Source organism: Micromonospora zingiberis (assembly GCF_004331455.1).
Taxonomy (GTDB): domain Bacteria; phylum Actinomycetota; class Actinomycetes; order Mycobacteriales; family Micromonosporaceae; genus Micromonospora; species Micromonospora zingiberis.
Map to the genome: position 1 here is coordinate 207,866 of NZ_SJJR01000003.1, position 24,459 is coordinate 232,324.

The window sequence follows — 24,459 nt, forward strand, 5'->3', positions numbered from 1 at the left end:
AGCTTCGGTCTCGCGGATCTTGGTACGAAATAGCCCATATGGGGGCCCTTTCGTACCAAGATCCGCGCGGGGCAGGGGCTAGGTGACCGAGGCGTAGAGGGTCTGGAGGTGGTGGGTCTGGTGGTCGAGGTTGAAGTCCGCCTCGACCCGGTGGCGGGCCGCCACGCCCAGGCGTTCGCGTAGTGCGTCGTCGGTGAGGAGCCGTCGGAGATTCGCGGCCAGCCCGGCCCGGTCGCCCTCGGCGCTGAGCAGGCCGTTCAGCTCGTGGCCGACCGCCTCGGGGATACCGCTGTGATACGTCGAGACGACCGGTACGCCGACGCTGCCCGCCTCCAGGATCGTCGTCGGCAGACCTTCGGTGTCGCCGTCGGCGGCGGTCCGCGACGGTGCCGCGAGGATCCGTGACTCGGCGATGTGGCGGATCACCTCGGCCGGCGGCAGCGCGCCGAGGAAGGTGGCGTCCACGCCGAGGTGCTCGGCGCGGGCGCGTACCCGCTCGTGCAGCGGTCCGGTGCCGATGAGCAGCAACCGGGGCCGCAGGTCGGACAGCGCCCCGGCGGCCTCGACGAGGTCGTCCACCCCCTTCTTCTCGACGAACCGCCCGACGAAGACCACGTCCCAGTTCTTCGGCCCGGCCACCGGTACGGGTGGTACGGGTACCCCGGTGTGATGTACGCGGACCTTCGCCGGGTCCGCGCCCAACTCCACCGCCCGGTCCCGGATCGGTCCGGAGACGGCGAGGATCAGGGCGGCCCGGTCGAACGCGGTACGCAGGTTGCGCCGATGCCGGGCACCCCGCAGCCCGGGCGCGGCCGGCTGCCGGGTGACGTCGAGGCCGTGCAGGGTGACGACCAGCGGAATGCCGAGTTGCGTGACCGTCCGGCTGACCAGCCAGCCGTCGCCGCCGAAGTGGGCGTGCACCACGTCGGGACGGATCCGGGCCAGCAACCGGTGCAACCGGGGCGAGCCGCCGGTAACCCGGAGCCGCCACCATTCCCGGTGGCCACGCGGCGTGTCCGGGCAGACCACCACGTCGGTGTCCCGGGACAGTGGCGAGGCGACCCGGACGGCACCCAGGTACACCGGGCGCCAGTCGGTGAGCGCGTCGCCCTGGTGCCGGACGAACGTCTCCGAACCGGGCAGCAGGCAGCTTCGCCAGATCACGGCGACCTTATCGCCGGACATCAGCTCCGGTTTTCGTCGGCACGGCCATCGGGCGGCCGGCCGCGCCCGGAACCGGTTCACCGCCGGTCGGGCTGCCAGCCTGGCCCGACCGGTCGTGGTGGTCTGCGGCTCGGCGGCCGCCGAGGATCCGGTCGCGTATCCGGTGCCGCACCTGCGGCGGAATCAACCAGATCTGGACGAACGTCAGGTAGTCCCACGCCCCTGGCCGGCCATTGCGGCGGGCCTCGGTGAGCAGCAGCCAGAAGACCCGGAAGCTGCGGGTCGGCGCGGCCATCGAGCTGATGATGCTCATGATGATCGCGGCGTACGCCCGGGGCGTGATCAGCGGCCGGATGCCCCGCAGCCAGTCCAACTGCGCCTGCCAGGGTGAGCTGAGGCTGATCCGTGGACGGTTCTCGTCCTGGTGCCACAGCACCAGCGGCTCGGCGGCGATGAGCAGGCCGACGTCGGGCTGACTGCTGGCCCGCACCGTCCAGTCGAGTTCCTGCTGCCGGCGTAGGCCGACGGTGAACGGCACCCGACGCAGCAGTTCGGTCGGCGCCAGGATGGTCGAGGTCTGGATGAAGCCGTCGCCGTGGAACAGTCCTCGGCGCCGGGTGAGGTACTCGCAGACCGGCTCGCCCGGTTCGGGTAGCCGGCGGGGCATCACGAACTCCGCCCGAGGCGTCTTGTTGATCAGGCGACTGGCCACGACCGGGCTGGGCATCGAGGCGGACCGGGCGAGTTCCAGTTGGACGGCCAGCTTGTTGGGCAGCCACTCGTCGTCGTCGTCCAGCAGGGCCGTCCAGAAGGCGCGAGCCTCGCGTACGCCCACGTTGCGGGCGTTGGGGGCGCCGCCCTTCGCGGGCAACTCCACCACCCGCAGCCGGGGATCGCCGATCGCGGCGAGGGCCCGGCCGGTGTTCTCGTCCGGCCCGTCGACAACGACGACGACCTGGATGTCGGTCACGGTCTGGGCGAGCGCGCTGCGGACCGCCCGGGTCACCAACGCCGGGCGGGCGAAGGTGGGAACAACCACGCTGACCTCGGGTGTGGATGGCATGACCACCTGCTCACGGTTGCCGGGTACGACGTGTGCGCGCAGTGACGTTAGGGATCGGCGGCGACTCCCCGATGAATGCCGGGCGGCGCTCAGGCGTACAGCGGCGGTCGCCCGGTGCCGGCCCTGGGCGCCGGATGTCGGGACAACGCTAGGGTCGCCCTGTCCGGGGCGACGCCCCTGCGGCAGGCCGCACGCGGCCAGAGGGGCGGTGGGTGGTGGCGGACGCGGAACTTCTCGTCGAGGTGTCGGCGGCGGTGGCCACGGTGGTCATCCGCAATCCGGACCGGCGAAACGCGATGACCCTGGCGATGTGGCGGCAGTTGCCGGTGCTGCTGGACCACCTGGAGGCGGAGCCGGGGGTACGCGCCCTGGTGCTCACCGGCGCGGACGGCACCTTCTGCGCCGGTGCCGACCTCAGCGACCTGGACGAGCTGCTGTCCACCGGCGACGCCAGCGTCGCCGTCGCCGCCGAGGAACGGCTGGCCGCCTTCGCCAAGCCCACCGTGGCCGCCATCCGGGGCGCCTGCGTCGGCGGTGGCTGCCAACTCGCGGTCGCCTGCGACCTGCGCATCGCGGCCGACGACGCGCGGTTCGGCGTACCGCCGGCCCGGCTCGGCCTGGTCTACCCGGCGCCCACCACCCGCCGGCTGGCCCGGCTGGTCGGCCCGGCGGCGGCCAAGCACCTGCTGTTCACCAGCGAACTGGTCGACGTCGAGCGGGCGCTGCGGATCGGTCTGGTCGACGAGGTGCTGCCGGGCGTCGACCTGGCGGCCCGGATCGACCGGCTCACCGCCACGATCACCGAACGCTCGCAGCTCACCGTCGCCGCCGCGAAGGAGATCATCGACGGGCGGGTGGACGACGACCGGGTGGCCTGGTGGTACGGGCAGGTGCGGGCCAGCGGCGAGGCCCGCGAGGGCGTCACCGCCTTCCACGAGCGCCGCCCGCCACACTTCGCCTGGACCCCGCCGCCCGGCCGCTGAGTTGCGGAACCGGACCGGATCGGGGGCCGGCGGGTGCCGCGCCGTCGCCGACGCGGCCCCCCGTTCCCGCCGGCCCGTCCGTCACCGTCCGGCCAGCGCCGCCCAGCTCGGCACGACCGGCACGCGCCGCAGCGGCATGCCCGCCTCGGCCGGCGTACGGTCGCCCTTGCGCTGGTTGCAGGCGTAGCAGGCGGCAGTCGTGTTCTTCCAGGTGTTCCGGCCACCGCGCGAGCGGGGCAGGATGTGGTCGATGGTGCTCGCCGGCCCGTCGCAGTAGGCGCAGCACCGGGCATCCCGGCGCAGCACCCCGGCGCGGGACCAGGCCGGGCCGGCGGAGAACCGCCAGCGGGTCACCACGTACCGGACCAGCCGGACCACCCGGGGCACCGGAAAGACACCGATGACCTGGTCCGGCACGGCCTCGTGGATCTCGGCGACCCGACGGCAGAGCATCCGGATCGCATGCTGGACGGTGACCCGGTGCAGCGGGCCGAGGTCGGCGTTGACAACGAGGACGGCGTCCACCGGTTTCTCCCTCCGAAGGCGGTGACGGACAGGCGGGCCGGACAGCGACGAGCCGCCCGGACCCAGGGCGGGTGGGCGGCTCGACGGGATGCGGGTACGCGCGTCAGACGGGCCGGCCACCTCGGGGGCGTTCCACTCGGTAACCGTTGCCGAGCAGCCACGACGGCACGGCGGTGACGTGCGGCAGCGACATGGCGTACTCCTGGAACAGCGGTTGACCTTGCGCGATCACCGTAGGTGCGGCCCGAGTGCGGCGGCAACGCATTTCGATGCGCGCCGGGCGGTCCGGCCGGCTCTGGAGCGCGGACTGCGTCGCCGGGTCGGCTACCGGCGGGCGAGCAGGCCCCGGGGGCGCACCGACCGCAACGGCTCGGTGGCCGCGCCCGCCGACCGCAGGATGTGGTTGGCCGCGAGGATGCCGGTGGCCGCCGCCCGTTCCATCAGGGCGCTGGGGAAGTCGGTGTGGATGCCGTCGCCGGCCAGGTAGAGCCCCGGGGCGTCGGTGCGTACCCCGGGCCGTCGGGCATGGCTGCCCGGCGCGAAGGCGGGTGCCTTGGCCTCCACCCGGGCACGCAGCTCGCGTACCGTCAGCCCGCCCACCTCCGGCCAGAGGGCGGTCAGCTCGGCGCGCATCCGTTCGGCCAGCTCCGTCGCGGGCACGCCCGGCTCGCAGGCGTACGCGTGCAGTTCGAGCACCGAACCCCCGGTGTGCTCGGCCCAGCGCCGGCAACCGTGCTCCAGCCGGTGGTACAGCGTCACCGAGTCCAGGGTGGACTGTCGGGTGACGCCGCTGAAGATCGCTCGGTCGGGGGCGACGTCCCCGTCGCACCAGTAGCGGGCCACCGCGTACGGCGGGCCGGGGCGTCCGTACGCGGGCATCGCCGCCACCAGGTCCGGCGCGACGTCGGTCAACCCGGGGGAGGCCGCGACCAGCGCGGCGAGTGCCGGCGGGTCGACGGCGAGCACGACGTGCCCGGCCTGGTACGCGCCCTCGCCGGCCGCCACCCGCCACCCGCCCGGAGCGGGTTGCAGTCCGGTGGCCTGGACACCGGTGACCACCCGGCCGCCGTGCCGCTCGACGTGCCGGGCCAGTGGCCCCCAGATCGTCTTGGCGTAGTCGTCGTCGGGGCAGTCGAAGGCCAGCCCTTCCGGGTTGCCGAGCAGGTAGAAGTGGAACTGGGCGATCATCTCGGCCGCCGACATCTCCGCCTCGTGGTTGAAGAACGAGTGGGAGAAGACCTCGAACAGCATCGCCCGGGCCCGGTCCGGCAGCCGCAACGAGGTGAGCAGTTCGTCGGCGGTGCGCTCGTCGAACTCGGCGTAGGTGCGTACCGGGTCGTAGGTCAGCAGCGGCAGGGCCGCGTCCCGGTCCATCCCGCGCAGGTCGCGCAGCCGCAGACTGGGACTGCGCGCCAACAGGGTGAGCAGGTTCGCCGGCGGGGCGGGCGGCAGCCGTCCGAACTCCTCGGTCGGCCACTCGGCGCTGAGCACCGGATAGCTTGGTACGGGCCGGAGGAAGCGGAGCCCCGAGTCGATCCGGCGCAGGATGTTCCGCCAGTTGTAGTACTGCCGGAAGAACGCGTGGAAGCCGTGCTCGTTGACCTGCCGGCTGCCGTCGCCCAGCGTCTCCGGCCAGGCACCCAGCCGGCCGCCCAACGTCGGCGCCGCCTCCAGCACGGTCACCTCGACACCCCGCTCGGCGAGCACCACGGCGGCGGACATGCCGGCGATCCCGCCACCGACGACCACCACGGCCACCGGCTGCGGCACCCGCGGCAGGCCGCCGCCGCCCGGTTCCACCTGATACGGCCGTACGCCGAAAAGCCGGCCGACCACCTGCGACAGCGCCACCCCACCCTCACCTCCCGCCTCACCACCCCCCAGTCTGCCTGAGATGCAAGGAAGGGCCCCTTTTTAACAGCCGCGTTGTTAATAAGGGCCCCCTATACCGCGTTAGGCGTTAATAAGGTGCCCTTCCTTTCACCCAGGTTGCCGCCGAGGGCGGTCGGAGGCGGGCCAGACGTAGTCCAGATCGGCGGGGACGTCGTCGCCGAAGAGTGGGCGATAGTGGGCGGGGTCCTTGCGGATCAGCGACGAGCGATGGCTCAGGTGCAGGTCAGCACGCCCGAGCCAGGGCGGAAGCTCGCCCGCCACGGCCAGTTCCTGCTGCGACCGGACCCGTTCGATCCCGCAGGCGGCGGCCAGGTCGGTGGTCAGCGTGGCGGCGCAGGTGTCGGCCCGACCGGCCGCGCACCAGACCGTGCAGACGTCGAGACCGTACCGGGTCAGGGCCTCCTCGTATCCGGCCCACATCCGTACCGCCGGATGGTTACGCCAGCCGTAGTCGGGCCTGGTCAGCCCGCGCAGCACCTGGATCGCCTCGACCCGCTGCTTGCCCAGTCGACGCTGGTCCAGGGCGCGGGCGCTGGCCAGGAAGTCCGGATACGGCAGGAACGTCTGCATGCCGCTGCCCTACCCGCCACCACGCTGGACATGCCGACGCACCGGACGACATGATCAATCTCGGGGCTGCGCGGGGCGCGATCGGCTGATTACCATGCGGGTCATGGCGGAGCCGCTGCTCGATCGGGCCCTGCGGGCCAGCCGCCGGTTGCGGACCAACGGGGAGCCCCGGGCCCACTACGTGATCTGCGGCCAGGATCCCCTCGCCTACTGGGTGGTGCGGGCGTTGCGGGGCAGCGAGCCGCAGGCCGGGCGGCTGCGCATCACCCTGATTGTGCCGGAACGTCGACGCTCGCCCGGACCGGACGGCCGTGACCTGCCCGGCGTCGAGGTGATCCGGGCCGACCGGCTGGACGAGCACACCTTCCGCCGGGCCAACCTGACCGGGGCGGCCGGGCTGGCCCTGCTGCATCAGGACGACGTGGGCAACATGCACGCCGCGCTCTGCGCACAGGAGGTCGAACCCCGGTTGCGCCTGGTGGTGCGGATGTTCAACACCGGACTGGCCAACGGGGTACGCCAGATCTTCCCCGACTCGGCGGTGCTGTCGGACGCCTCGATGGCCGCGCCCGCCTTCGTGGCCGCCGCGCTCGGCGAGGTCGCCCCCACCCACTTCCGGCACGGCGGGCGCACCCTCTACCTGGCCCGCCGCGAAGACGTACGCCCGAACGAGGTCGTCTGCGGGGTGGCCGACACCCGTGACCCGCAGCAGGATCTGGTGCTGCCGGCCGACGACCGGCTCGCCGACGTGGTGCTCGCCGAAGCCGTCGGCCGGCCCGCCGGCACCGAGTTGGCGGCCCGCCGGCTGGCCCGGGCCCGGCGACGGCGCCGCCCGGTGGCGATGGTGCTCCGGGCGGTCCGCAGCTTCGCCACCCGCAAGATCGGCATCGCGGTGATCCTGCTGCTCGCGGTGGTCGGGCTGCTGGGTGGGTTGTACGCCAACGCGGCGCACGTCAGCCTGGCCGACGCGCTCTACCTGACCCTGGTCACCACGCTCACCGGGCAGGACCCGGACACCGCCAAGGGCGCCGCCGAGCAGGTCGTGCAGGTGATCCTCAACCTCGCCGGGCTGGCCCTGATCCCGTTGATCACAGCGGTGGTGGTCGACGGCGTGGTCAACGCCCGGCTGGCCCTGCACACCGGCCGGATCCTGCCCGAGCGGTCGGGGCACGTCGTGGTGGTGGGCCTGGGCAACATCGGTACCCGGGTGATGGCCCAGCTCAACGACTTCGGCGTCGAGGTGGTGGCGATCGACAAGAACCCGGACGCGCGCGGCGCCGGGCTGGCCCGTCGGTTGGGCGTACCGCTGGTGGTGGGGGACGCGGCCGAGGAGGAGACCCTGCGCGCCGCCTCGGTGACCACCTGCCAGGCCCTGGTGGTGGTCTCCACCGACGACGGCGCCAACCTGCGGGCCGCGCTGAACGGCCGGACCATCAACGACCGGCTCCGGGTGGTGCTGCGGCTGTTCGACGGCGACTTCGCCGAACGGGTGCAGCGTGCCTTCGGTATCGGTACCTCGCGCAGCGTCTCCTACCTGGCCGCCCCGTCGTTCGCCGCCGCGCTGCTGGACCGGGCGGTGATCGCCACCATCCCGGTCGGCCGGCACGCCCTGCTGGTCACCGAGGTGCCGGTGACCGCCGGTTCGGCCCTGGACGGCCGACCGCTCGCCGCCGTCGGCAAGGCTGGGAGCGTACGGCTACTCGCGCACGCCAGACCCGGCCAGCGGTACGACTGGTCGCCCGACCAGCGGTTGGTGATCGTGGCGGGAGACCGGCTGACCGTGGTGGCCCGACGGGCCGGCCTGAACGCCCTGCTCCGCGAGGCCGCGCCGCCCGAGCCGCCGCCGTCGCCGGGGGCACCGCCGTTGCCACGGGAGGCCGAGGAGTGAGGTTCGGCCTGTCGCGGCGAGCGCTCGCGGCGCTGTCGTCGGGGCGGGACGCGGAGTAGGGTGCGGCCGTGCTTGGTGGTGGCGTCGGGCGGCGAGCCCGGATGCGGCAGGTGCCCCGGCGGGGCTTGCCGTCGTGGGTGTCCGTGCCACGTCCGGTGTGGCGTTGGTCGCTGGCGGCGGCCGCTCTGGTCGTGGTGCTGACAGCTGGCTGGCTGCTCTGGCCGGACGACGAACCGCCGCCGCGTCAGCGCGAGTATCGGGCCGAGACGGCTTGCCTGCTCACCGGCGCCCAGGGAGTTGGTTCGCCGGAGGCCAGTCCGGTGTGGTCCGGGATGCAGGAAGCCTCCCTCGCCACGCAGGTGAAGGTGCAGTTCCTCGAAGTGGACGGTCCGCAGACCGGGGCACAGGCCGAGACCTTCCTGGCCGGCCTGGTGCAGAACCGTTGCGATGTGATTTTCGCCGTTGGTGCGGCTCCGGTTGCCGGAGTGTCGAAAATCGCTGCCCGGTATCCCCAGGCGCGGTTCGTGGCGTTTGGTGCCACCGCGCCGAGTCGCAATGTGTCGGTTGTGGAGACAAACGACCCGGAGGAGACCCGTCGGCAAGCACACGACCTGGTCGTTGCGCTGACCCAAACGCCCTCCTGAGCACTCAGGTTTTTCTCAGAGTCTGTCCGTTCGGACAGCTTGCCGCTTGATCGGCCACGCCCCAGACTTCCTGAGAATTATCAATATCAACGGGGGAGGGAGCGGCCATGGGCCGATCCTTCAGCAGGGCTGGTCGCCGGTCGGCGCTGGTCGTCGCTGTGGTCTTCGGGCTGACCGTCGCGGTGCCGCCGGACGTGGTGCGGCCGGGCGGCGAGTTTCCGCTCACCTGGCTGACCTGGTTCAAGCAGCATCCGGCATGGTCTGCCACGGCGGCCTTCGTGGGGCTGCCGGTGCAGCAGATGGGCCGTCCGGCGAAGGTGGATCCGCACGTGCCCGCAGCGGCGACCGATGCGCGGCGCGGCGCCGGGCGGGCACCGGAGCCGGCCGCCGGCACGCTCGACTCGTACCAGCCGCATCGGATCGAGTCCACCCCGGACCAGACCGGGGTCGCCGAGCCCGGTTTCGACGCCCGGACCAGCAAACGGGACGCCCGCAGGTCGAGTGCCCGCTCCGACGTGTACGTCAACGCGGACGGGTCGTTCACCAAGCGCACCCACAACCGGCCGGTCAACTACCTGGCCCCCGACGGCAGCTGGCAGAAGATCGATTCGGACCTGGCCCGCAAGCCCGACGGGCGCCTGCACGTCAAGGCGAACCGGTTGGAGTTGTCCGTGGCCGGCGCGCCAACCGCCGCGGGTGCCCGTACCGCCCGGTCCGGCGCCGACACCGGGGCCACGGCCCAGGAAGCGGAGCTGGCGCGACTCACCCTGCCGACCGGCGAGTCCGTCGCCTACCGGCTGGAGGACAGCGCGATCGGCGCTCCCGAGGTGACCGGAGCCACCGCCTTCTACCGCGATGTCCTGCCGCACACCGACCTGGAGCTGACGACCTTCGACGCCGGGATCAAGGAAACCCTGATCCTGCGATCGCCGGAAGCGGCCTCGACCTGGGTGTTCCCTCTTCAGTTGGACGGACTGACGCCACGCCCGACCGCCGACGGCTCGGTGGAGTTGCTCAACGGCGAGGGCAAGGCCGTCGCCTGGTTCCCGCACGGATCAATGCAGGACTCCAAGGTCGACCCGCAGTCGGGGGCACCGGCCGAGTCCTCGGCCGTGAGCTTCGAACTGGTGACCGTCGACAACCGGCCAGCGCTGAAGGTCGTCGCCGACCCGGCCTGGCTCAACGACCCGGCGCGGGAGTATCCGGTCCGGGTGGACCCGACGACGACCACCGGCACGACCGGCGACGTCTACGTCGACAACGACTCCGGTACGACCAACCACAACGGTGACAACCTGCCGGTCGGCACCTACAACGGCGGCACGGTCAAGGCCCGGTCCTTCATCCACTTCGACGAGTTCGACGACGACGGCCTGATGGGCAAGCGGATCACCGCCGCGAAGCTGAAGCTCTTCCACACCTGGTCGTACGACTGCACGTCGCACAAGCCGTTCAACGTCCACCGGATCAACGAGGCGTGGACGGTGGCGAACCTGACCACCGGGAACTACCCCGGCCCGGCGATCTCGTCGTCGATCGGCTCACTGACCATCACCGACAACTACCCGGCCTGTACGAACACGAACGCGGTCCGCAGCACCGGCAAGTGGGTCACCGTCCCGCTCGGGGTCGACACGTTCAACGACTGGTCGACCGGCGGGATGAACGAGGGCCTGGCGCTGACCGCCTCGGTGACCGACTCGACCGCCTGGAAGCGCTTCACCGCGGCCAACTACGCGGCCGGCGCGTACAAGCCGTACCTGGAGCTGACGTACTCCAACAACGTCGCGCCCCAGATCAACCTGCGTTACCCGGGCAACAACGCGGTGGTGAACACGCTCACCCCGCAGTTGCTGTCCCGCGCGGTCGACTCGGACAACTGGCCGGCCAAGGGCTTGACCTACAACTACGTGGTCACCGATGCCGCGACCAACGCCGCCGTGGTGAACTCCGGCTGGGTCACCACTCCGACGTGGACCATCCCGGCCGGCCGGTTGGCCTGGAACAAGACCTACCTGTACACCGTCCGGGTCTACGACAAGGTCAGTTACAGCGCCGTCTACCCCGCGTACGCCTTCACCACCTCGGTGCCGCAGCCGCTGCTGACGACGAACCTCGCGCAGAACGCCGGCAAGGGCTTCGACCCGAGCGTCGGCAACTACACCACCTCGGCCACCGACGCGAGCATCGCCACCGTGGGCCCCTCGCTCTCGGTGACCCGCAGCTACAACAGCCTGGACACCCGCCGCGACAACGCCTTCGGCGCCGGCTGGTCGAGCCTGGTCGACGTGCGGGCGACCCAGGTGAAGGACGTCGCCGACAGCGTGCAGTCGGTGCTGGTCACCTACCCCACCGGCCAGGACGTCGCCTTCGGTCGCAACGCCAACGGCACGTTCAGCCCGCCGTCCGGCCGGTTCGCCACGTTCGTGGAGACCAAGGATGCCGGCGGCGCGGTCACCGGCTACACCCTGACCGACAAGGACGCCACGGTCTACACCTTCGGGCGGGCGACCGGTGCCGGCGTGTTCAAGGTGACCCGGATCGCCGACGCCAACGGCCGGGCGATGACCTTCTCGTACGACGCGTCCGCGAATCTGACCAAGGCGACCTCCGCCTCCGGTCGCTCGCTGCACTTCACCTGGTCCACCCCGGCGGGGTCGAGCAAGCCGCACGTCGCCACGGTCTACACCGATCGCGCCGTGGCCAGCGACCCTAACTCCGTCGCCACCTGGACCTACAGCTATGGCGCCAACGACCAGTTGGCCAGGGTGTGCCCGCCGACCGATCACAGCAGATGCACCACCTACCAGCAGGACACCACCTCCCAGTACGCCAATGCGGTGCTCAACGCCGGCCCGTACTCGTACTGGCGGCTGGACGAGGGCGCCGGTGCGACCACCGCGGTCAGCCGGGTGCTGAGCAACGCGGGCGTCGACAACGCCCGGTACACCAACGTCACGCTCGGCCAACCGGCCGCGCTGCCCGGCTCGACCGCGACCACGGCGGCCTTCAACGGCACCAGCTCCCACGTCCAACTGCCCGGAAAGCTGGTCGCCGACGGCCAGTACCAGTCGATCAGCATGTGGTTCAAGACCAGCACCCCGAACGGTGTGCTGTTCAGCTACCAGGCCGACGCGATCAGCAAGGGCACCACGGCCGGCAACTACACCCCGTCGCTCTACATCGGCAGTGACGGCAAGTTGCGCGGCGAGTTCTGGACCGGCAGCGCCACCCCGATCACCACGGACGTCACGGTCACCGACGGCGCCTGGCACCACGTGGTGCTCGCCGGCGCCGGTAACGTGCAGCGGCTCTACCTCGACGGCGTGCTGAAGGGCACGCTGAACGGCACGATCGCCCAGATCGCCGGTGGATCGGCAAACGTACTGGTCGGCGCCGGCTTCGTCGGCAACTCCTGGCCGGGGCACGTCAACTCGGGAGTCTCGCCGGCCAAGGCGACCTACTTCAACGGCTCCATCGCCGACGTCGCGTTCTTCAACCAGGCGCTGACCGCCAGCACCGCGGCCGAGCTCAACAGCGTCGGCCGGAGCAGCCATCCGGTCCTCAGCAGGGTCCTCCGCCCGTCCGGCGGGGTGACCGCCGAGATCGGCTACGACAAGACCACCGGCCGGGTCGCCACGGTCACCGACGAGAACGGCGGCGTGTGGCGACTGGGCAGCCCGGCCGTCTCCGGCAGCAGCGACGTCTACGCGGCCTCGGTGCTCGGGGCCAAGCCGGCGGACTACTGGCGCCTCGGCGAGGTCGAGGTGACCGACGCGGTGAACGAGGTGCAGGGCGGCACCGCCACCTACAACGAGGTCACCCTCGGTGTGGCCGGCCCGTTCAGCGACAGCGCAGCCGGGTCGTTCAACGGCACCACCTCGCACGTGGTGCTCCCGCCCGAGGACATGCCCACCACCGGACCCAACTCCATCGAGATGTGGTTCAAGATGCCGTCCGGCAACACCAAGGGCGGCGTCCTCTACGGCTACCAGGCGAGCCCGCTCAACGAGCCGACCGTCACCGGCAACTGGACCCCCGCGCTCTATGTCGGCACCGACGGCAAGCTGCGTGGCGGGTTCTGGACCGGCAGTTCCACCCGGGTGATTACCACCGCCACGGCCGTCAACGACAACAAGTGGCACCACGTGGTGCTCTCCGCCGCCAGCAACACCCAGTCGCTCTACCTGGACGGCGTCGCCGTCGGCAAGCTCGACAACGCGCTCGTCACCACCGACGCCGTCAACGCGTACGTCGGCGCGGGCAAGTGGGCCGGCAGTTGGCCGCTGCGCGGCACCGGGGACGTCGGCTACTTCCCCGGCTCGATCGCCGAGGTGGCGTTCTACCGTTCGCAGCTCTCCGCCGACCAGGTGGCCACGCACTTCCTGGCCTCGAAGCAGACCGCCCCGGTCGCGGTGACGATGGTCTCCGGGGTCGCCACCGCCTTCCCGATGCCGGTCTCCACGATCACCGTGACCGGGCCGACCGGTGAGACCACCTCGTACACCTACGACCTGGTCAACGGCAACCGGCTGGTGGCCCAGACCGACGGGTTGGGCAACACCACCAAGTTCGGCTACGACGTCGGCGGCTACGGAAACCTCACCTACGACCCGCGCGGCGTCTGGACCCAGGAACTCCAGGACGTCCGGGGCAACACCAAACAGGTGATCACCTGCCAGGACCAGTCCGCCGGCAGATGCTCGTCGGTCTACTACACGTACTTTCCGGACGCGACGACCACCACGCTCACCCCGGACGCCCGCAACGACCTGATGCTGACCCTGCGTGACGGCCGGTCGGCGTCGGAGACCGACAACACCTACCTGACCAGCTACGGCTACGACACCAAGGGCAACCAGACCACGATCACCGACCCGCTGGGCCGGATCACCCGTCTGACGTACACCGACGGCAGCACCGTCGCGGCCAAGGACGGCGGGTTCGCGCCGGCCGGTCTGCCGGCCACGGTGACCACGGCGGGTGGCCAGACCCAGCGCATCACCTACTACGCCAGCGGTGACATCGCCGAACTCGTGGAACCGGGTGGCAAGATCACCCGATTCGCGTACGACGGGCTCGGGCAACTGCTCACCGAGACCGAGGTGACCGACACCCACCCCGGCGGCCTCGTCACCAGCCGCACGTACGACCGGCTCGGGCGGGAGGCCACCGAAACCGAGCCGGCGGTGACCAACCGGGTCACCGGCGCGGTGCACACCGCCCACACCAGCACCACGTACGACCCGGACGGCAACATCACCGAGGTCACGGTCAGCGACCTGACCGGCGGCGACGCCCCGCGTACGACAAGGCACACCTTCAACGCGTACGGGCAGGAGGCGTCGACCACCAACGCGGCGAACCAGACCACCCGGTTCGAGTACGACAAGTACGGCCGCATCGTCACCGAAACCGAGCCCGACGGTGGCGTCACCACCAGCACCTACGACGTCGAAGGCAACCTGCTCACCTCGACCGTGGTCGGTTTCACCGGCGACCCGAACAACCCGTCGGCGCCCCGCGACCTGGTCACCACGCGGCGGTCCTACGACCCCGCCGGCCGGCTGGCCCGCGAGGTCGACTCGATGAACTGGGAGACCCGCTACACCTACACCGACAACGGCCTGGAGGCACGGATCGTCCGCGCCGACAACGCGGGCAACGAGTTCCTGATCGAGGAGAACTTCTACGACGCGGCCGGCAACGTGGTGCGGGAGGTGACCAACAACGGTCACACCACCACCACGACCGCCTACGACGCGGCCGGCCGGACGATCTCCACGACGCTGGACCCGGACGGGCTGAAGCGGACCACCACCCTCACCTACGACGCCGACGACAACGTCGTCTCCACCGTCTCGTCGGGCGCGGGCGGCACGGTCACCGGCATCTCGGAGGCGATGTACGACAGCGCCGGACGGGCCCTCGCCGAGATCGAGTACACCTCCACCGGGCTGACTCCGGTGGCCCGCTGGAAGCTCGCCGAGACCGGCGGCACGACGGCCGCCGACTCTGCCGGCAACAGCCCCGCCGCCGCGATCGGTGGCGTCACCTGGTCCACCGACCGGGGCGGCGCCGCCGTGCTCAACGGCACCACCGCGTACCTCAAGTCCGCCCCGGTCGTGGACACCACCCGGGCGTACACGGTTTCCGCCTGGGCGAAGCTCGCCTCGAAGAATGCCGCGTTGGGGGAGGAGCAACTCGTCTTCGCCGCGCCGGGCGCGATCGGCAACTCCGCGCTCAAGGTCTTCTACGCGCCGGTCAGTGACCGCTGGTATGCCGCCATGTCGGTCCGCAAGGCCGACGGCACCACCGCGTGGTTCGGTGGCGGCGGACCGAACGGCTCCGCGGTGACGGGCACCTGGACGCACCTGACCCTCACGGTGGATCCGGACGGCAAGACGATGCGGCTCTACGTCGACGGTGTGCTGCAAACCACGGTGAACGTCACCGAGAGCTTCAACAACGCGGCGACCGGCTTCACCATCGGTGGCGCCGACGGCTTCGGCTGGTTCCCCGGCTCGGTCAGCGACGTGCAGGCGTACCAGAAGGCGCTCTCCGCCACCGAGATCGGGCAGGTCCGGGCCGGCACCGCTCCGGCGGCCGGGGCGCAGGTCATCCGGACCTCGCAGACGCTGGACTTCGACGGTCTGCCCACCTCCGTCACCGACCCGAACGGCCACACCACCTACTACGGGTACGACGAGGAAGGCCGGGCGGTGAAGACCACCGCCCCGGCGGGCCTGGTCGAGCAGGCGGGTCAGGCCTCGGCGATGGCCAACGCGGTCAGTTGGGTCGGCTACAACACCTTCGACGAGCCGACCGACACCCGCGACGCCAACGGCAACTGGTCCGTGGTGGAGTACGACGCCGCCGGCCGGGTGGTGACCGAGCGGGCCCCGGCGTACACCCCGCCGGGCTCCTCGACGCCGATCGTCCCGCAGAGCACCCAGGCGTACGACGCGGGTGGTCAGCTCCTCTCCGTCACCGACCCGGCGGGCCGGGTGACCCGCTACGAGTACGACCAGCTCGGCCGGGTGTCCAAGGCGATCGCGCCGAACGACGGCGCGACCACCTACACCTACGACGACCTGGGCAACATGCTGTCGTCCACCGACCCGACCGGGGCGGTCACCACCGCGACGTACGACTACCTGGGCCGGACCCTCACCACCACGGAGGTGGTGCGGCAGGAGGGGAAGAACCACACCACCCGCTACGGCTACAACGCCCAGGGCTGGCCGTCGACGGTCACCACCGCGACCGGCGTGACCAGCAGCACCGAGTACAACGTGGTCGGTCAGCCGACCTCGGTGCTCGACGGCGCCAACAACCGGACCCGCTACGAGTACGACTCGGAGGGGCGGACGACCAAGAGCACCCGCCCGGACGGCTCGTACGCCACGGTCGAGTACGACCTGGCCGGGCGGGCGACCCGCACCGCCGAACACGCCGCCGGAGGTGCCCTGCTCTCCGAGCAGCGGGCCGGCTACGACCGGGCCGGCAACATGGTGGCCAGCACCGACGCGCGCGGCACCACCACCACCTTCGAGTACGACGCGACGGGCGTGCTGACCCGGCAGACGCAACCGATCTCCGGCTCCGACTCGATCGTCACCACGTTCGGCTACGACCTGGAAGGCAACCGCACCCGGTTCACCGACGGTCGGGGTAACGCCTTCCACACGACGTACAACTCGTGGGGGCTGCCCGAGTCGCAGATCGAACCGGCCACCAGCGCCCACCCGGACCCGGCCGACCGCACCTTCACCATCGCGTACGACCGCAGCGGCCTGCCGGTGCGGCAGACCCTGCCCGGCGGGGTCAGCGTGACCAACTCGTACGACCAGTCGGGTCAGTTGATCCGGCAGGCCGGCGCCGGTGCCGAGGTGGAAACCGAGGACCGGGAGTTCGGCTACGACCTGGCCGGCCGGATGACCTCGCTCTCCGGTTCCGGTGGCACCAACACGATCAGTTACGACGATCGTGATCTGCCGGTGTCGGTGACCGGTCCCTCCGGGAACTCGGCGTTCGGCTACGACGCCGACGGGCGCCTCGCCTCCCGGCAGGACGCGGCCGGCACCACCTCCTACGGCTACGACGTGGCGGGGCGGCTGTCGAGCCTGGCCAACCCGACGGCCGGCGTGCAGATGGCCTACACCTACAACACGCTGTCCCAGGTCACGAAGATCACGTACGGGACGAACGGCAACAGCCGCAACTTCACCTTCGACCCGCTGCGCCGGCTCACCGACGACGAACTGAAATCGCCGGCCGGGGCGTCGCTGGGGAAGATCTCGTACGGCTGGGACCCGAACGGCAACATCACCGCCAAGACCACGACCGGCTTCGCCGGCTCGGCGGCCAACACCTACACCTACGACCTCGCCGACCGCCTGACCTCGTGGAACAACGGCAGCGCGATCACCGCGTACGCGTACGACAAGTCCGGTAACCGGGTGCAGAACGGCAGCAAGCTGTTCAGCTACGACCAGCGCAACCGGCTGCTCAGCGCGGACGGCGCCGGATACACCTACACCGCTCGGGGCACCCTGGCCCAGGCCGCCGGCAACATCACCCGCACCGACGCGTTCGGGCAGGTGGTCGAGCAGCAGTCGACCGGGGGGACGCAGACCTACACGTACGACGGTCTCGGTCGGGCGATCCGGCCCGGCCACTCGTACACCGGACTCGCCAACGACCTGGCCGCCGACGCCTCCGCGAGTTACGTGCGCGGGCCGTCCGGTGAGGTGGTCGGTGCCGCCTCCGGTGGTGACAAGCGACTCGTCTGGACCGACCTGCACACCGACGTGGTGGGCCAGTTCGGCGCGACCGCCCCGGCACTGACCGGCTCGGTCAGCTACGACCCGCTCGGCAAGGTGCTGAACACCGCCGGGCTGCTCGGTCAACTCGGCTACCAGTCGGAGTGGACCGACGCGCTGACCAACCGGGTCAACATGCACGCCCGCTGGTACAACACCGACACCGGACAGTTCGACACCCGGGACACGGCGAGCAACAGCCCGGTACCGGACTCGATCAACGCCAACCGCTACCAGTACGGTGACGCGAACCCGCTGATCGTCACCGACCCGACCGGGCACTGGGGCTGGGGCAGCGTCAAGAAGTCGTTCTCCCGGGCGGTCAGCTCGGTCTCCTCGTCGGTCCGCTCGGCGTACTCGTACACCTCGTCGTACGCCTCCCGCGCCTACTCGTACACCTCGTCGTACGCGTCCTCGGCGTACCGGTCGGCCAAGTCGACGGTGACCAAGACCGTGACGAAGGCCAAGACCACCGTCAAGAAGAAGTACCAACAGGCGAAACGCAAATACAGCCAGGTCAAACAGCAGGTCAAGAAGAAGTACAACCAGGTCAAACGCACGGTCAAGAAGAAGTACGAGGCCGTCAAGAAACACGTCAGCAAGAAGGTCGCCGAGGTCAAGAAGCGGGCCAAACAGGCGATCGCCAAGGCGAAACAGGCCGGCAAGAAGGTCGCCGCCAAGGCACAACGAACCATCAAGAAGGCCGTCAGTCAGGTACGCGACGCCACGAACGCGGCGAAAAAATGGGTCAAGGACCATAAGGACGTCCTGTTGGAGGTCGCCGCGATCAGCGGCGCGATCCTCGCCGGCATCGCCTGTACCGCGGTGACCGCCGGAGCCGGCGCGCTGGCCTGCATGGTCGGTGCCGGAGCATTGATCAACCTGGCGAAGGACGCGGCGCAGGGCGACATCCACAGCATCGGTGACGCGCTGGGCTCCATCGGCACGGGCGCGGTCACCGGTCTGGTCGGTGGTGCTGGTGGTGCTATCGCGGCGAGGGTTGGTGCTGCGGTGGCGAAGAAGGCGGGCACTGGCCTGTTGGGTCGGTTGGCGACCGAGTCGGCTGAGGCTGGTGTCGAGGATGCGATGTCGCAGTTGGCGGTGTCGGGGAGCTACAACCCGCGTACGGCGGCGGAGAACATGGTGCCGGGTCTGGGTGCGCTCAACCGCAAGAGCGGTGGCGGCGCGCGTAGTGGTGGTGCGGTCGCTGGTGGTTCCGGTGGGGGTAACGGCTTCGGTATCTCGGTCGGTGGTGCTGGTGGGTCGTGTTCGACGTCGGGGCGGCGGCACAGCTTCGATCCGAAGACGCCGGTGTTGATGGCCGATGGCAGTAGCCGGCCGATCGAGGACGTCAACGTCGGTGACCGGGTCGTGGCCACCGATCCGGTGGCGGGGGTGTCGGTGCCGAAGCGGGTCACCCAGTTGCACCGCAACCTCGACGAGGACCTGACCGACCTGACCGTGAAGGACCAGGACGGCAAGGTGACGAAGGTCGAGACGACCTGGCACCACCCGTTCTGGAACGCCTCGGAGCGCAAGTGGACCGACGCCAAGGATCTGAAGCCGGGTACAAAGCTGCTGGTCAAGGGCCAGGGCGCGGTCACGGTCGTAGCGGTACTCAACAAACTCGGCCTCGAAGAGATGCGCGACCTCACGGTGGCCGACATCCACACGTACTATGTGCTCGCCGGCAACACGCCGGTGCTCGTCCACAACAACAATTCTGTTGAATTGGGCTGTGGAAAAGCGACACGTGCCGCCAATTGGGTAGATGAGGGAGGCTTCCAGAACTCGACGCCGCCCGCACCGAGTACCCGAAGCGGTTGGTTCAGATTCCAGAGCGCCGCTGCGGGTTCGAGATCAAACCTTCAGACAGGCAGGGCGCAGGTTCCGCAATACAGTGCGCCCGATGGTAATGGTGGCACGGTTACTGCGAAGTTCGACTCCGCCTTTGGCGACGAAGCTATTGATAGAAAGCTTGGCTTGACTAGCTTCGGTCGGGACGAAGCTGAACGGCAAGCCGCTGTTGCAGGTCATCATGGGTTTGATGCGGTGTACGAGCTACCCTCTCAGAAAGAAGGTTGACGAGGCAAACGTGCTTCTCGGCAAGTGGGGCGTGACAGGCATCAAGACTAGAGTGGGAAGTTGGTGAGCCGTGATCTCAGATTATCTTTTCAAGGCGTTGCTCTCGGTTGTAGCGATTCTTGAGGACGGTGCAAAGTTCGGCCTAGATTCACACGCGGCCGTAAACGCGTTGGAAAGTGTCGGATTTGAGCTGGATCAGATGGAGGATCGCGATCGCCAAGAATTCGCTGAAATTGTAGAGCGGGTTGCAGAATTGGCTGATCCTGAGCAGCGCGAATGGATTCGCGGCATTCCCCGTGATCTGGGGATTGAAATGTAAAGAACCTGGCCGCCGTGAGCCGGGTGGACTTGGCGCTGGGTGGCAGGTGGGGGCGTCGGTGTGCGGCCACCCTGCTGTCACGGCTGATGTCATTCGATCATGCTCATGCATGACGGTCGATTAGTAGGCTTTCGGCCTGTCCAAGAGTTGGATATCGATGCCTGTCAGTGGCGATGCCGTGAGGCGAATCGCGCGTTGGCATGTTTCCGCCTGGCGTGCGCGCGGGGCCGTAGGCCTTGAGCGCGTGCGCGCGGCCCGGCGGGAGCCGGGCCGTTACTTGATCCTGTATAGCTTTTCTTAGCCAATCGGCCGTTGTGCGCTGGCGCTGCGGCTACTTGGTCGGCTTGCGGGCGCGGCGTGGCTTCGCGGGCTCGGGTGCTGCTGGTGCGGCGTCGGCTGGGTCGATGCCGGTGTTGGCCTTGTACTTCGCGATGTCTTCGGCGAGGTCTTGGTGTGCTGTGTTGAGGTCGGCGAGTTCCTGAGCTGCGACGTTCATGCCGTGGACGTCTTTGGCCATCATCGCGTCGACGACGCGGCCGGCGATCTCGTTCTGTTTCAGCAGGAATGTACTCGCCGGCACCGAACCGGTCCTGGTGCACAACAACGATCCCGCTTTCGCAGGAAGGGCATGCGATGTTCCTCGCCTGGGGCGTAGTGCTGAGCGGATCAATGGTTCGCTCGATCTCATCGCTAGATCGCAGCGAGACACGGTTGTGATGAGTACCGAGAATGGTCCAGACCTTGTGGCCTCCGGCGTCCGCGACGTTGACCCACGCCAGCGAGCCGCGATGGGCGGTTCCGAACTGGAAGCGCGGCTTCCTGGACATCATGCTGAGGTAACCGCAAATGAACGGGCGAAAGACCTTGGGCTGAAGCCCCGTGCGCTCTCCAGTTATCCGCATGCAATCGGGTAGCGGCGGGCGGTGCGGACGAACTTCTTGATCGACCAGCCCGTGCGGTCTTCGATCCCTGCCCCTGAACCTACGAACCAGCTCCGGGCACCCCAACGTCCCGATAGACATCAGCCCGGACACTTCCACGACCCTGGCGCGTCCCGCTGTGTCCACTACCGTGGGACGGTATGAGTCACCGCCTGCGCGCGGCCATGCTCCGCGCCCACCTCGACCCGGCCGCCCTCGCCACAGCCGTCGGTGTCGACGTCAAGACCGTCACCCGGTGGCTCGCCGGCCGCGTCCCCCACCAACGCACCCGCCTCGCCGTCGCCGACGCCCTCGGCGAAACCGAAGCCGACCTGTGGCCCCAGACCCGCCCCGACCAGGCACCCGGCGCGGAAGCCACCGCTGAGGTCGTCGCCGCCTACGCCCACCGCGCCGACATCGGCCACCACGTCTGGGCCGCCCTGCTCACCGGCGCCACCACGCGGATCGACCTGCTCGGCTACGCCTACCCGTTCCTGCTGGAACTGCTGCCCAACACCATGCAGCTCATCACCGACAAAGCCGCCAACGGCGCCCGGGTCCGGCTCGCGTTCGCCGACCCCGACTGCCCGCACGTCGCCGAACGCGACGGCCTCGAACAGATCGGCGGCACCCTACCCGGCCGGATCCGCAACGCCCTCAACTTCTGCGAACCCCTCCACGGCGTGCCAGGGGTGGAGATCGGCCTGCACACCGTGCACCTGTACAACTCGGTGTTCCGGTTCGACCACCAGATGATCGTCACCCCACACCTGTACCGCGCCCGCGGCTACCAACACCCCGCCCTGCACCTGCGCGACCTCTCCCCGCACGGCATCTTCGCCGCCCACGCCGACCAGTTCGAACAGATCTGGCAAACCACCACCGCCTACCCGAAGGAGACCCGGTGACCGGCCGGCGCGACTACTACCACGACCCCCAAGCCCCCACCGCGAACAGCCTCGTCCCCGGCGCCGCCGCCCTCGTCACCGACCAGCACGGCCGCGTGCTGCTGCAACGGCGCACCGACTCCGGCAACTGGGCCCTACCCGGCGGCGCCATGGACATCGGCGAAACCCTCCAACAATGCGCCGTCCGCGAGGTCAAGGAAGAAACCGGCCTCGACATCGAGATCACCGGCCTGCTCGGCATCTACACCGACCCCGCACACGTCATCGCGTACGCCGACGGCGAAGTCCGGCAGGAGTTCACCGTGACCTACCTCGCCCGAGTCACCGACGGCACGCTGACCGTCAGCGACGAGTCCACCGAGGTCCGCTTCATCCACCCCACCGACTTCGACCGCATCCCCATCCACGACACCGTCCGCCTTCGCCTCCACCACCACGCCGAGCACCGCGACACCCCCTACCTCGGATAGCCCCACCCATCGATGCGCTGGCCTTCGGCGCGGGCGACGAGCTGTCGACTCCGGCGGTCACGACAACGTCACTGTGATGGTTATCGACGTGGCGTGACCCTCGGTGGACTTCCACGGTAGTGTGGAGGTCGTGTCGGCGGTCTACGAAGAGCTTCCGTTCAGCGAGTTCCTGCATCGTCCCGCGGCCGCAGCCGAGCGGCTCGGTCAGGTGCGCGCCCTTCGGCTGCGTCGTCGCGGTGCCGACGACCTGGCCCTGACGTCCGCCGACCAGATGGAGCGGGACGCGGTGGTCATCGACTTCACCGCACGGCTGCTGGCCGGTCTCATTCGGTCGGAACCGACCGATGTCGTTCGTCGGGTGCTCGGCGAGGCGCTGCCCTGGGTCGCCTTCCTTCCTCCGGAAGACGTGACGGAACTGCTGAGTGAGCTGGTCACGGTCGCACAGGGAGCGGCCTCGTTGGAGAACCTGTCGCCGGTCGCCGTCCTGTTGGCGCAGTGGCGACACACCGCCGAGATCTACGCGGACCCGGTGCTGTTGGAGCGGGTCACCAGGGAACCGGCGGGCGACCTTGGACCGGTGCCGGCACCGGGTTCGGAGCGGTGAGCCCCAAACGAGGCGACCGCGCCGCGCCTCCGGCCTTACCGGGCGAGTTCGACCTGCGCTTCGCCGACTCTGCGGCAGCCGACGGCTGGGAACACCTCTCCCGGCAAGCACCGAGCAATCTGCGGCGCGCCTTCGAGGCCTTGCGGAACGCCCCACGCTTACGCACCTCACCCGAGCGCCAGCACCGCCTCAAGGGGTCGCTCGCCTCCGCCAGTTGGAAGGGCCAGGAACTGGAGCGCTGGCAGTACGAGGTGACCGGCGGAGGACGGATCTGGTACCTCGTCGACGACGAGCGCCGGACGGTCTGGCTTACGTACGTCGGCACCGGCCACCCACGTGAGACGGAGTGACCGAGACGGTCATTGGCGGGCTGCGCGGAGCACGTACCAGGCGGCGCCGAGGGCGAGCACGCCGAAGCCGGCGAGCACGTTCGACAGCGGCAGGTTGACCGCGAGTACCAGGCAGCCGACCAGCCCCGCGACGGCGAGCGCCTGGACCGGCAGCTTCCGCGCCGGCTCCCGGCCGAGGGTCAGTGCCGCCGCGTTGGTGATCGCGTAGTAGACCAGCACGGTGACGCTGGAGAAGCCGATCGCGCTCCGTACGTCGCCAAGCGTCACCACCAGGATCACCACGGCGGCCACGGCCAGTTCGGCGCGGTGCGGCACCCGGTGTACGGGGTGCACGGCGGCCAGGGCGGCGGGTAGGTCGCGGCGGCGGGCCATCGCGAGGGTGGTGCGGCCGACCCCGGCCACCAGGGAGAGCAGCACCCCGGTCACCGCGACGGTCGCTCCGGCGCGGACCACCCAGGCCAGGCCGGGCAGCCCGGCGGCGGTCACCACGTCGGCAAGCGGTGCGGTCGACCCGGCGAGCCGTGCCGGCCCGAGTACCCCGAGCGCGATCACGGCCACCGCCAGGTAGATGACCAGCACCAGGCCGAGGGCCAGCGGCACCGCGCGGGGGATGGTGCGCTCGGGTTCGCGTACCTCCTCGCCGAGGGTGGCGATCCGCGCGTACCCGGCGAAGGCGAAGAAGAGCAGGCCGGCGGCGGTGAGGATGCCCCGGGTGGAGCCGCCGGGCTGGTCGATCCGGTCGATCGAGACGCCGGTCGCGCCGGCCACCGCGACCAGGGCCAGCACCGCCAGCACGAGCAGCACCAGGATCCGGGTGGCGGCGGCGGTTTTGCTGATGCCGCGCAGGTTCACGCCGGTCACCGCGACGACGGCGGAGACGGCGACGAGCCGGGCCTGCCCCGGCCAGAGGTACGCCCCGATGGTCAGCGCCATCGCCGCGCAGCTGGCCGTCTTGCCGATCACGAAGCCCCAGCCGGCGACGAAGCCGGCGAACGGGCCGAGTCGTTCCCGGCCGTACACGTAGGTGCCGCCCGACTCGGGGTAGCGGGCCGCCAGCCGGGCCGAGCTGGTCGCGTTGCAGAAGGCGACAAAGCCGGCCAGCGCCAGCGCGACGAGCAGCCCGACGCCGCCGGCCGCCGCCGCGGCGGGCGCGAAGACCACGAAGACGCCCGCGCCGAGCATCGACCCCAGACCGATGATCACGGCATCGGGTACGCCCAACCGGCGCGCCAGCTGATCCACAGCGGC

The 24,459-nt window shown here is 70.1% G+C and carries 16 protein-coding genes; 9 read left to right on the top strand and 7 right to left on the bottom strand.

Annotation, left to right across the window (positions count from 1 at the left end; translation table 11 throughout):
• Window positions 1-78: 78 nt before the first annotated feature.
• Window positions 79-1,185: a glycosyltransferase gene (locus E0H26_RS06285; RefSeq protein ID WP_131301907.1), complete on the bottom strand. Its 1,107-nt coding sequence runs from the start codon at window positions 1,183-1,185 to the stop codon at window positions 79-81.
• Window positions 1,172-2,227: a glycosyltransferase family 2 protein gene (locus E0H26_RS06290; RefSeq protein WP_131301910.1), complete on the bottom strand. Its 1,056-nt coding sequence runs from the start codon at window positions 2,225-2,227 to the stop codon at window positions 1,172-1,174. The genes E0H26_RS06285 and E0H26_RS06290 overlap by 14 nt, the downstream gene beginning before the upstream one ends.
• A 212-nt stretch (window positions 2,228-2,439) precedes the next feature.
• On the opposite strand from E0H26_RS06290, the gene E0H26_RS06295 reads away from it, so the two are divergent.
• Window positions 2,440-3,210: an enoyl-CoA hydratase/isomerase family protein gene (locus E0H26_RS06295; RefSeq protein ID WP_240742032.1), complete on the top strand. Its 771-nt coding sequence runs from the start codon at window positions 2,440-2,442 to the stop codon at window positions 3,208-3,210.
• Between the two features lie 81 nt (window positions 3,211-3,291).
• On the opposite strand, the gene E0H26_RS06300 is transcribed toward E0H26_RS06295, so the two are convergent.
• From E0H26_RS06300 to E0H26_RS06310, 3 genes are all read right to left on the bottom strand, one after another.
• Window positions 3,292-3,735, bottom strand: a complete 444-nt coding sequence (locus E0H26_RS06300) for an HNH endonuclease (protein WP_131301913.1) — start codon at window positions 3,733-3,735, stop codon at window positions 3,292-3,294.
• A gap of 324 nt (window positions 3,736-4,059) precedes the next feature.
• Window positions 4,060-5,586 carry an FAD-dependent oxidoreductase gene (locus tag E0H26_RS06305; RefSeq protein WP_131301916.1) on the bottom strand — a complete coding sequence of 509 codons (1,527 nt, stop codon included), beginning with the start codon at window positions 5,584-5,586 and terminating at the stop codon, window positions 4,060-4,062.
• A gap of 129 nt (window positions 5,587-5,715) precedes the next feature.
• Window positions 5,716-6,198 (bottom strand): MSMEG_6728 family protein, encoded by a 483-nt coding sequence (locus E0H26_RS06310; protein WP_131301919.1) that lies wholly within the window; start codon window positions 6,196-6,198, stop codon window positions 5,716-5,718.
• Window positions 6,199-6,292: 94 nt separating this feature from the next.
• Between E0H26_RS06310 and E0H26_RS06315 the strand changes: the two genes are divergently transcribed.
• The 4 genes from E0H26_RS06315 to E0H26_RS06330 all read left to right on the top strand — a co-directional run bounded on the left by E0H26_RS06315 (window position 6,293) and on the right by E0H26_RS06330 (window position 19,959).
• Window positions 6,293-8,086: a potassium channel protein gene (locus E0H26_RS06315; protein WP_131301922.1), complete on the top strand. Its 1,794-nt coding sequence runs from the start codon at window positions 6,293-6,295 to the stop codon at window positions 8,084-8,086.
• Window positions 8,087-8,187: 101 nt separating this feature from the next.
• Window positions 8,188-8,730: a type 1 periplasmic-binding domain-containing protein gene (locus E0H26_RS06320; RefSeq protein ID WP_131301926.1), complete on the top strand. Its 543-nt coding sequence runs from the start codon at window positions 8,188-8,190 to the stop codon at window positions 8,728-8,730.
• A gap of 107 nt (window positions 8,731-8,837) precedes the next feature.
• A complete protein-coding gene (locus E0H26_RS06325; protein ID WP_131301929.1) occupies window positions 8,838-19,640 on the top strand; it encodes a LamG-like jellyroll fold domain-containing protein in 10,803 nt (3,600 codons plus the stop codon).
• Between the two features lie 70 nt (window positions 19,641-19,710).
• Window positions 19,711-19,959 carry a hypothetical protein gene (locus tag E0H26_RS06330; protein WP_131301932.1) on the top strand — a complete coding sequence of 83 codons (249 nt, stop codon included), beginning with the start codon at window positions 19,711-19,713 and terminating at the stop codon, window positions 19,957-19,959.
• A 331-nt stretch (window positions 19,960-20,290) separates the two neighbouring features.
• Here the strand turns inward: E0H26_RS06330 and E0H26_RS06335 are convergent, their stop codons facing one another.
• A complete protein-coding gene (locus tag E0H26_RS06335) occupies window positions 20,291-20,539 on the bottom strand; it encodes a hypothetical protein (RefSeq protein ID WP_131301935.1) in 249 nt (82 codons plus the stop codon).
• A gap of 525 nt (window positions 20,540-21,064) precedes the next feature.
• On the opposite strand from E0H26_RS06335, the gene E0H26_RS06340 reads away from it, so the two are divergent.
• The 4 genes from E0H26_RS06340 (at window position 21,065) to E0H26_RS06355 (ending at window position 23,211) form a co-directional block, all read left to right on the top strand.
• Window positions 21,065-21,787 carry a helix-turn-helix domain-containing protein gene (locus E0H26_RS06340; protein ID WP_240742049.1) on the top strand — a complete coding sequence of 241 codons (723 nt, stop codon included), beginning with the start codon at window positions 21,065-21,067 and terminating at the stop codon, window positions 21,785-21,787.
• Entirely contained in the window at window positions 21,784-22,257 is a 474-nt protein-coding gene (locus E0H26_RS06345; RefSeq protein ID WP_131301942.1) for an NUDIX domain-containing protein, read from the top strand. The genes E0H26_RS06340 and E0H26_RS06345 overlap by 4 nt, the downstream gene beginning before the upstream one ends.
• Window positions 22,258-22,387: 130 nt before the next feature.
• A complete protein-coding gene (locus E0H26_RS06350) occupies window positions 22,388-22,861 on the top strand; it encodes a hypothetical protein (RefSeq protein WP_165521769.1) in 474 nt (157 codons plus the stop codon).
• Window positions 22,858-23,211: a hypothetical protein gene (locus E0H26_RS06355; protein ID WP_131301945.1), complete on the top strand. Its 354-nt coding sequence runs from the start codon at window positions 22,858-22,860 to the stop codon at window positions 23,209-23,211. Before E0H26_RS06350 ends, E0H26_RS06355 begins: the two co-directional genes overlap by 4 nt.
• A gap of 9 nt (window positions 23,212-23,220) precedes the next feature.
• Here the strand turns inward: E0H26_RS06355 and E0H26_RS06360 are convergent, their stop codons facing one another.
• Window positions 23,221-24,453: an APC family permease gene (locus E0H26_RS06360; RefSeq protein ID WP_131301948.1), complete on the bottom strand. Its 1,233-nt coding sequence runs from the start codon at window positions 24,451-24,453 to the stop codon at window positions 23,221-23,223.
• Between the last annotated feature and the right edge of the window lie 6 nt (window positions 24,454-24,459).

Coding starts and splice junctions, on each gene's coding strand:
- E0H26_RS06325 (WP_131301929.1), top strand. CDS start 8,838: ATGGGCCGATCCTTCAGCAGGGCTGGTCGCCGGTCGGCGCTGGTCGTC.
- E0H26_RS06290 (WP_131301910.1), bottom strand. CDS start 2,227: ATGCCATCCACACCCGAGGTCAGCGTGGTTGTTCCCACCTTCGCCCGC.
- E0H26_RS06310 (WP_131301919.1), bottom strand. CDS start 6,198: ATGCAGACGTTCCTGCCGTATCCGGACTTCCTGGCCAGCGCCCGCGCC.
- E0H26_RS06315 (WP_131301922.1), top strand. CDS start 6,293: ATGCGGGTCATGGCGGAGCCGCTGCTCGATCGGGCCCTGCGGGCCAGC.
- E0H26_RS06285 (WP_131301907.1), bottom strand. CDS start 1,185: ATGTCCGGCGATAAGGTCGCCGTGATCTGGCGAAGCTGCCTGCTGCCC.
- E0H26_RS06340 (WP_240742049.1), top strand. CDS start 21,065: ATGCTCCGCGCCCACCTCGACCCGGCCGCCCTCGCCACAGCCGTCGGT.
- E0H26_RS06320 (WP_131301926.1), top strand. CDS start 8,188: ATGCGGCAGGTGCCCCGGCGGGGCTTGCCGTCGTGGGTGTCCGTGCCA.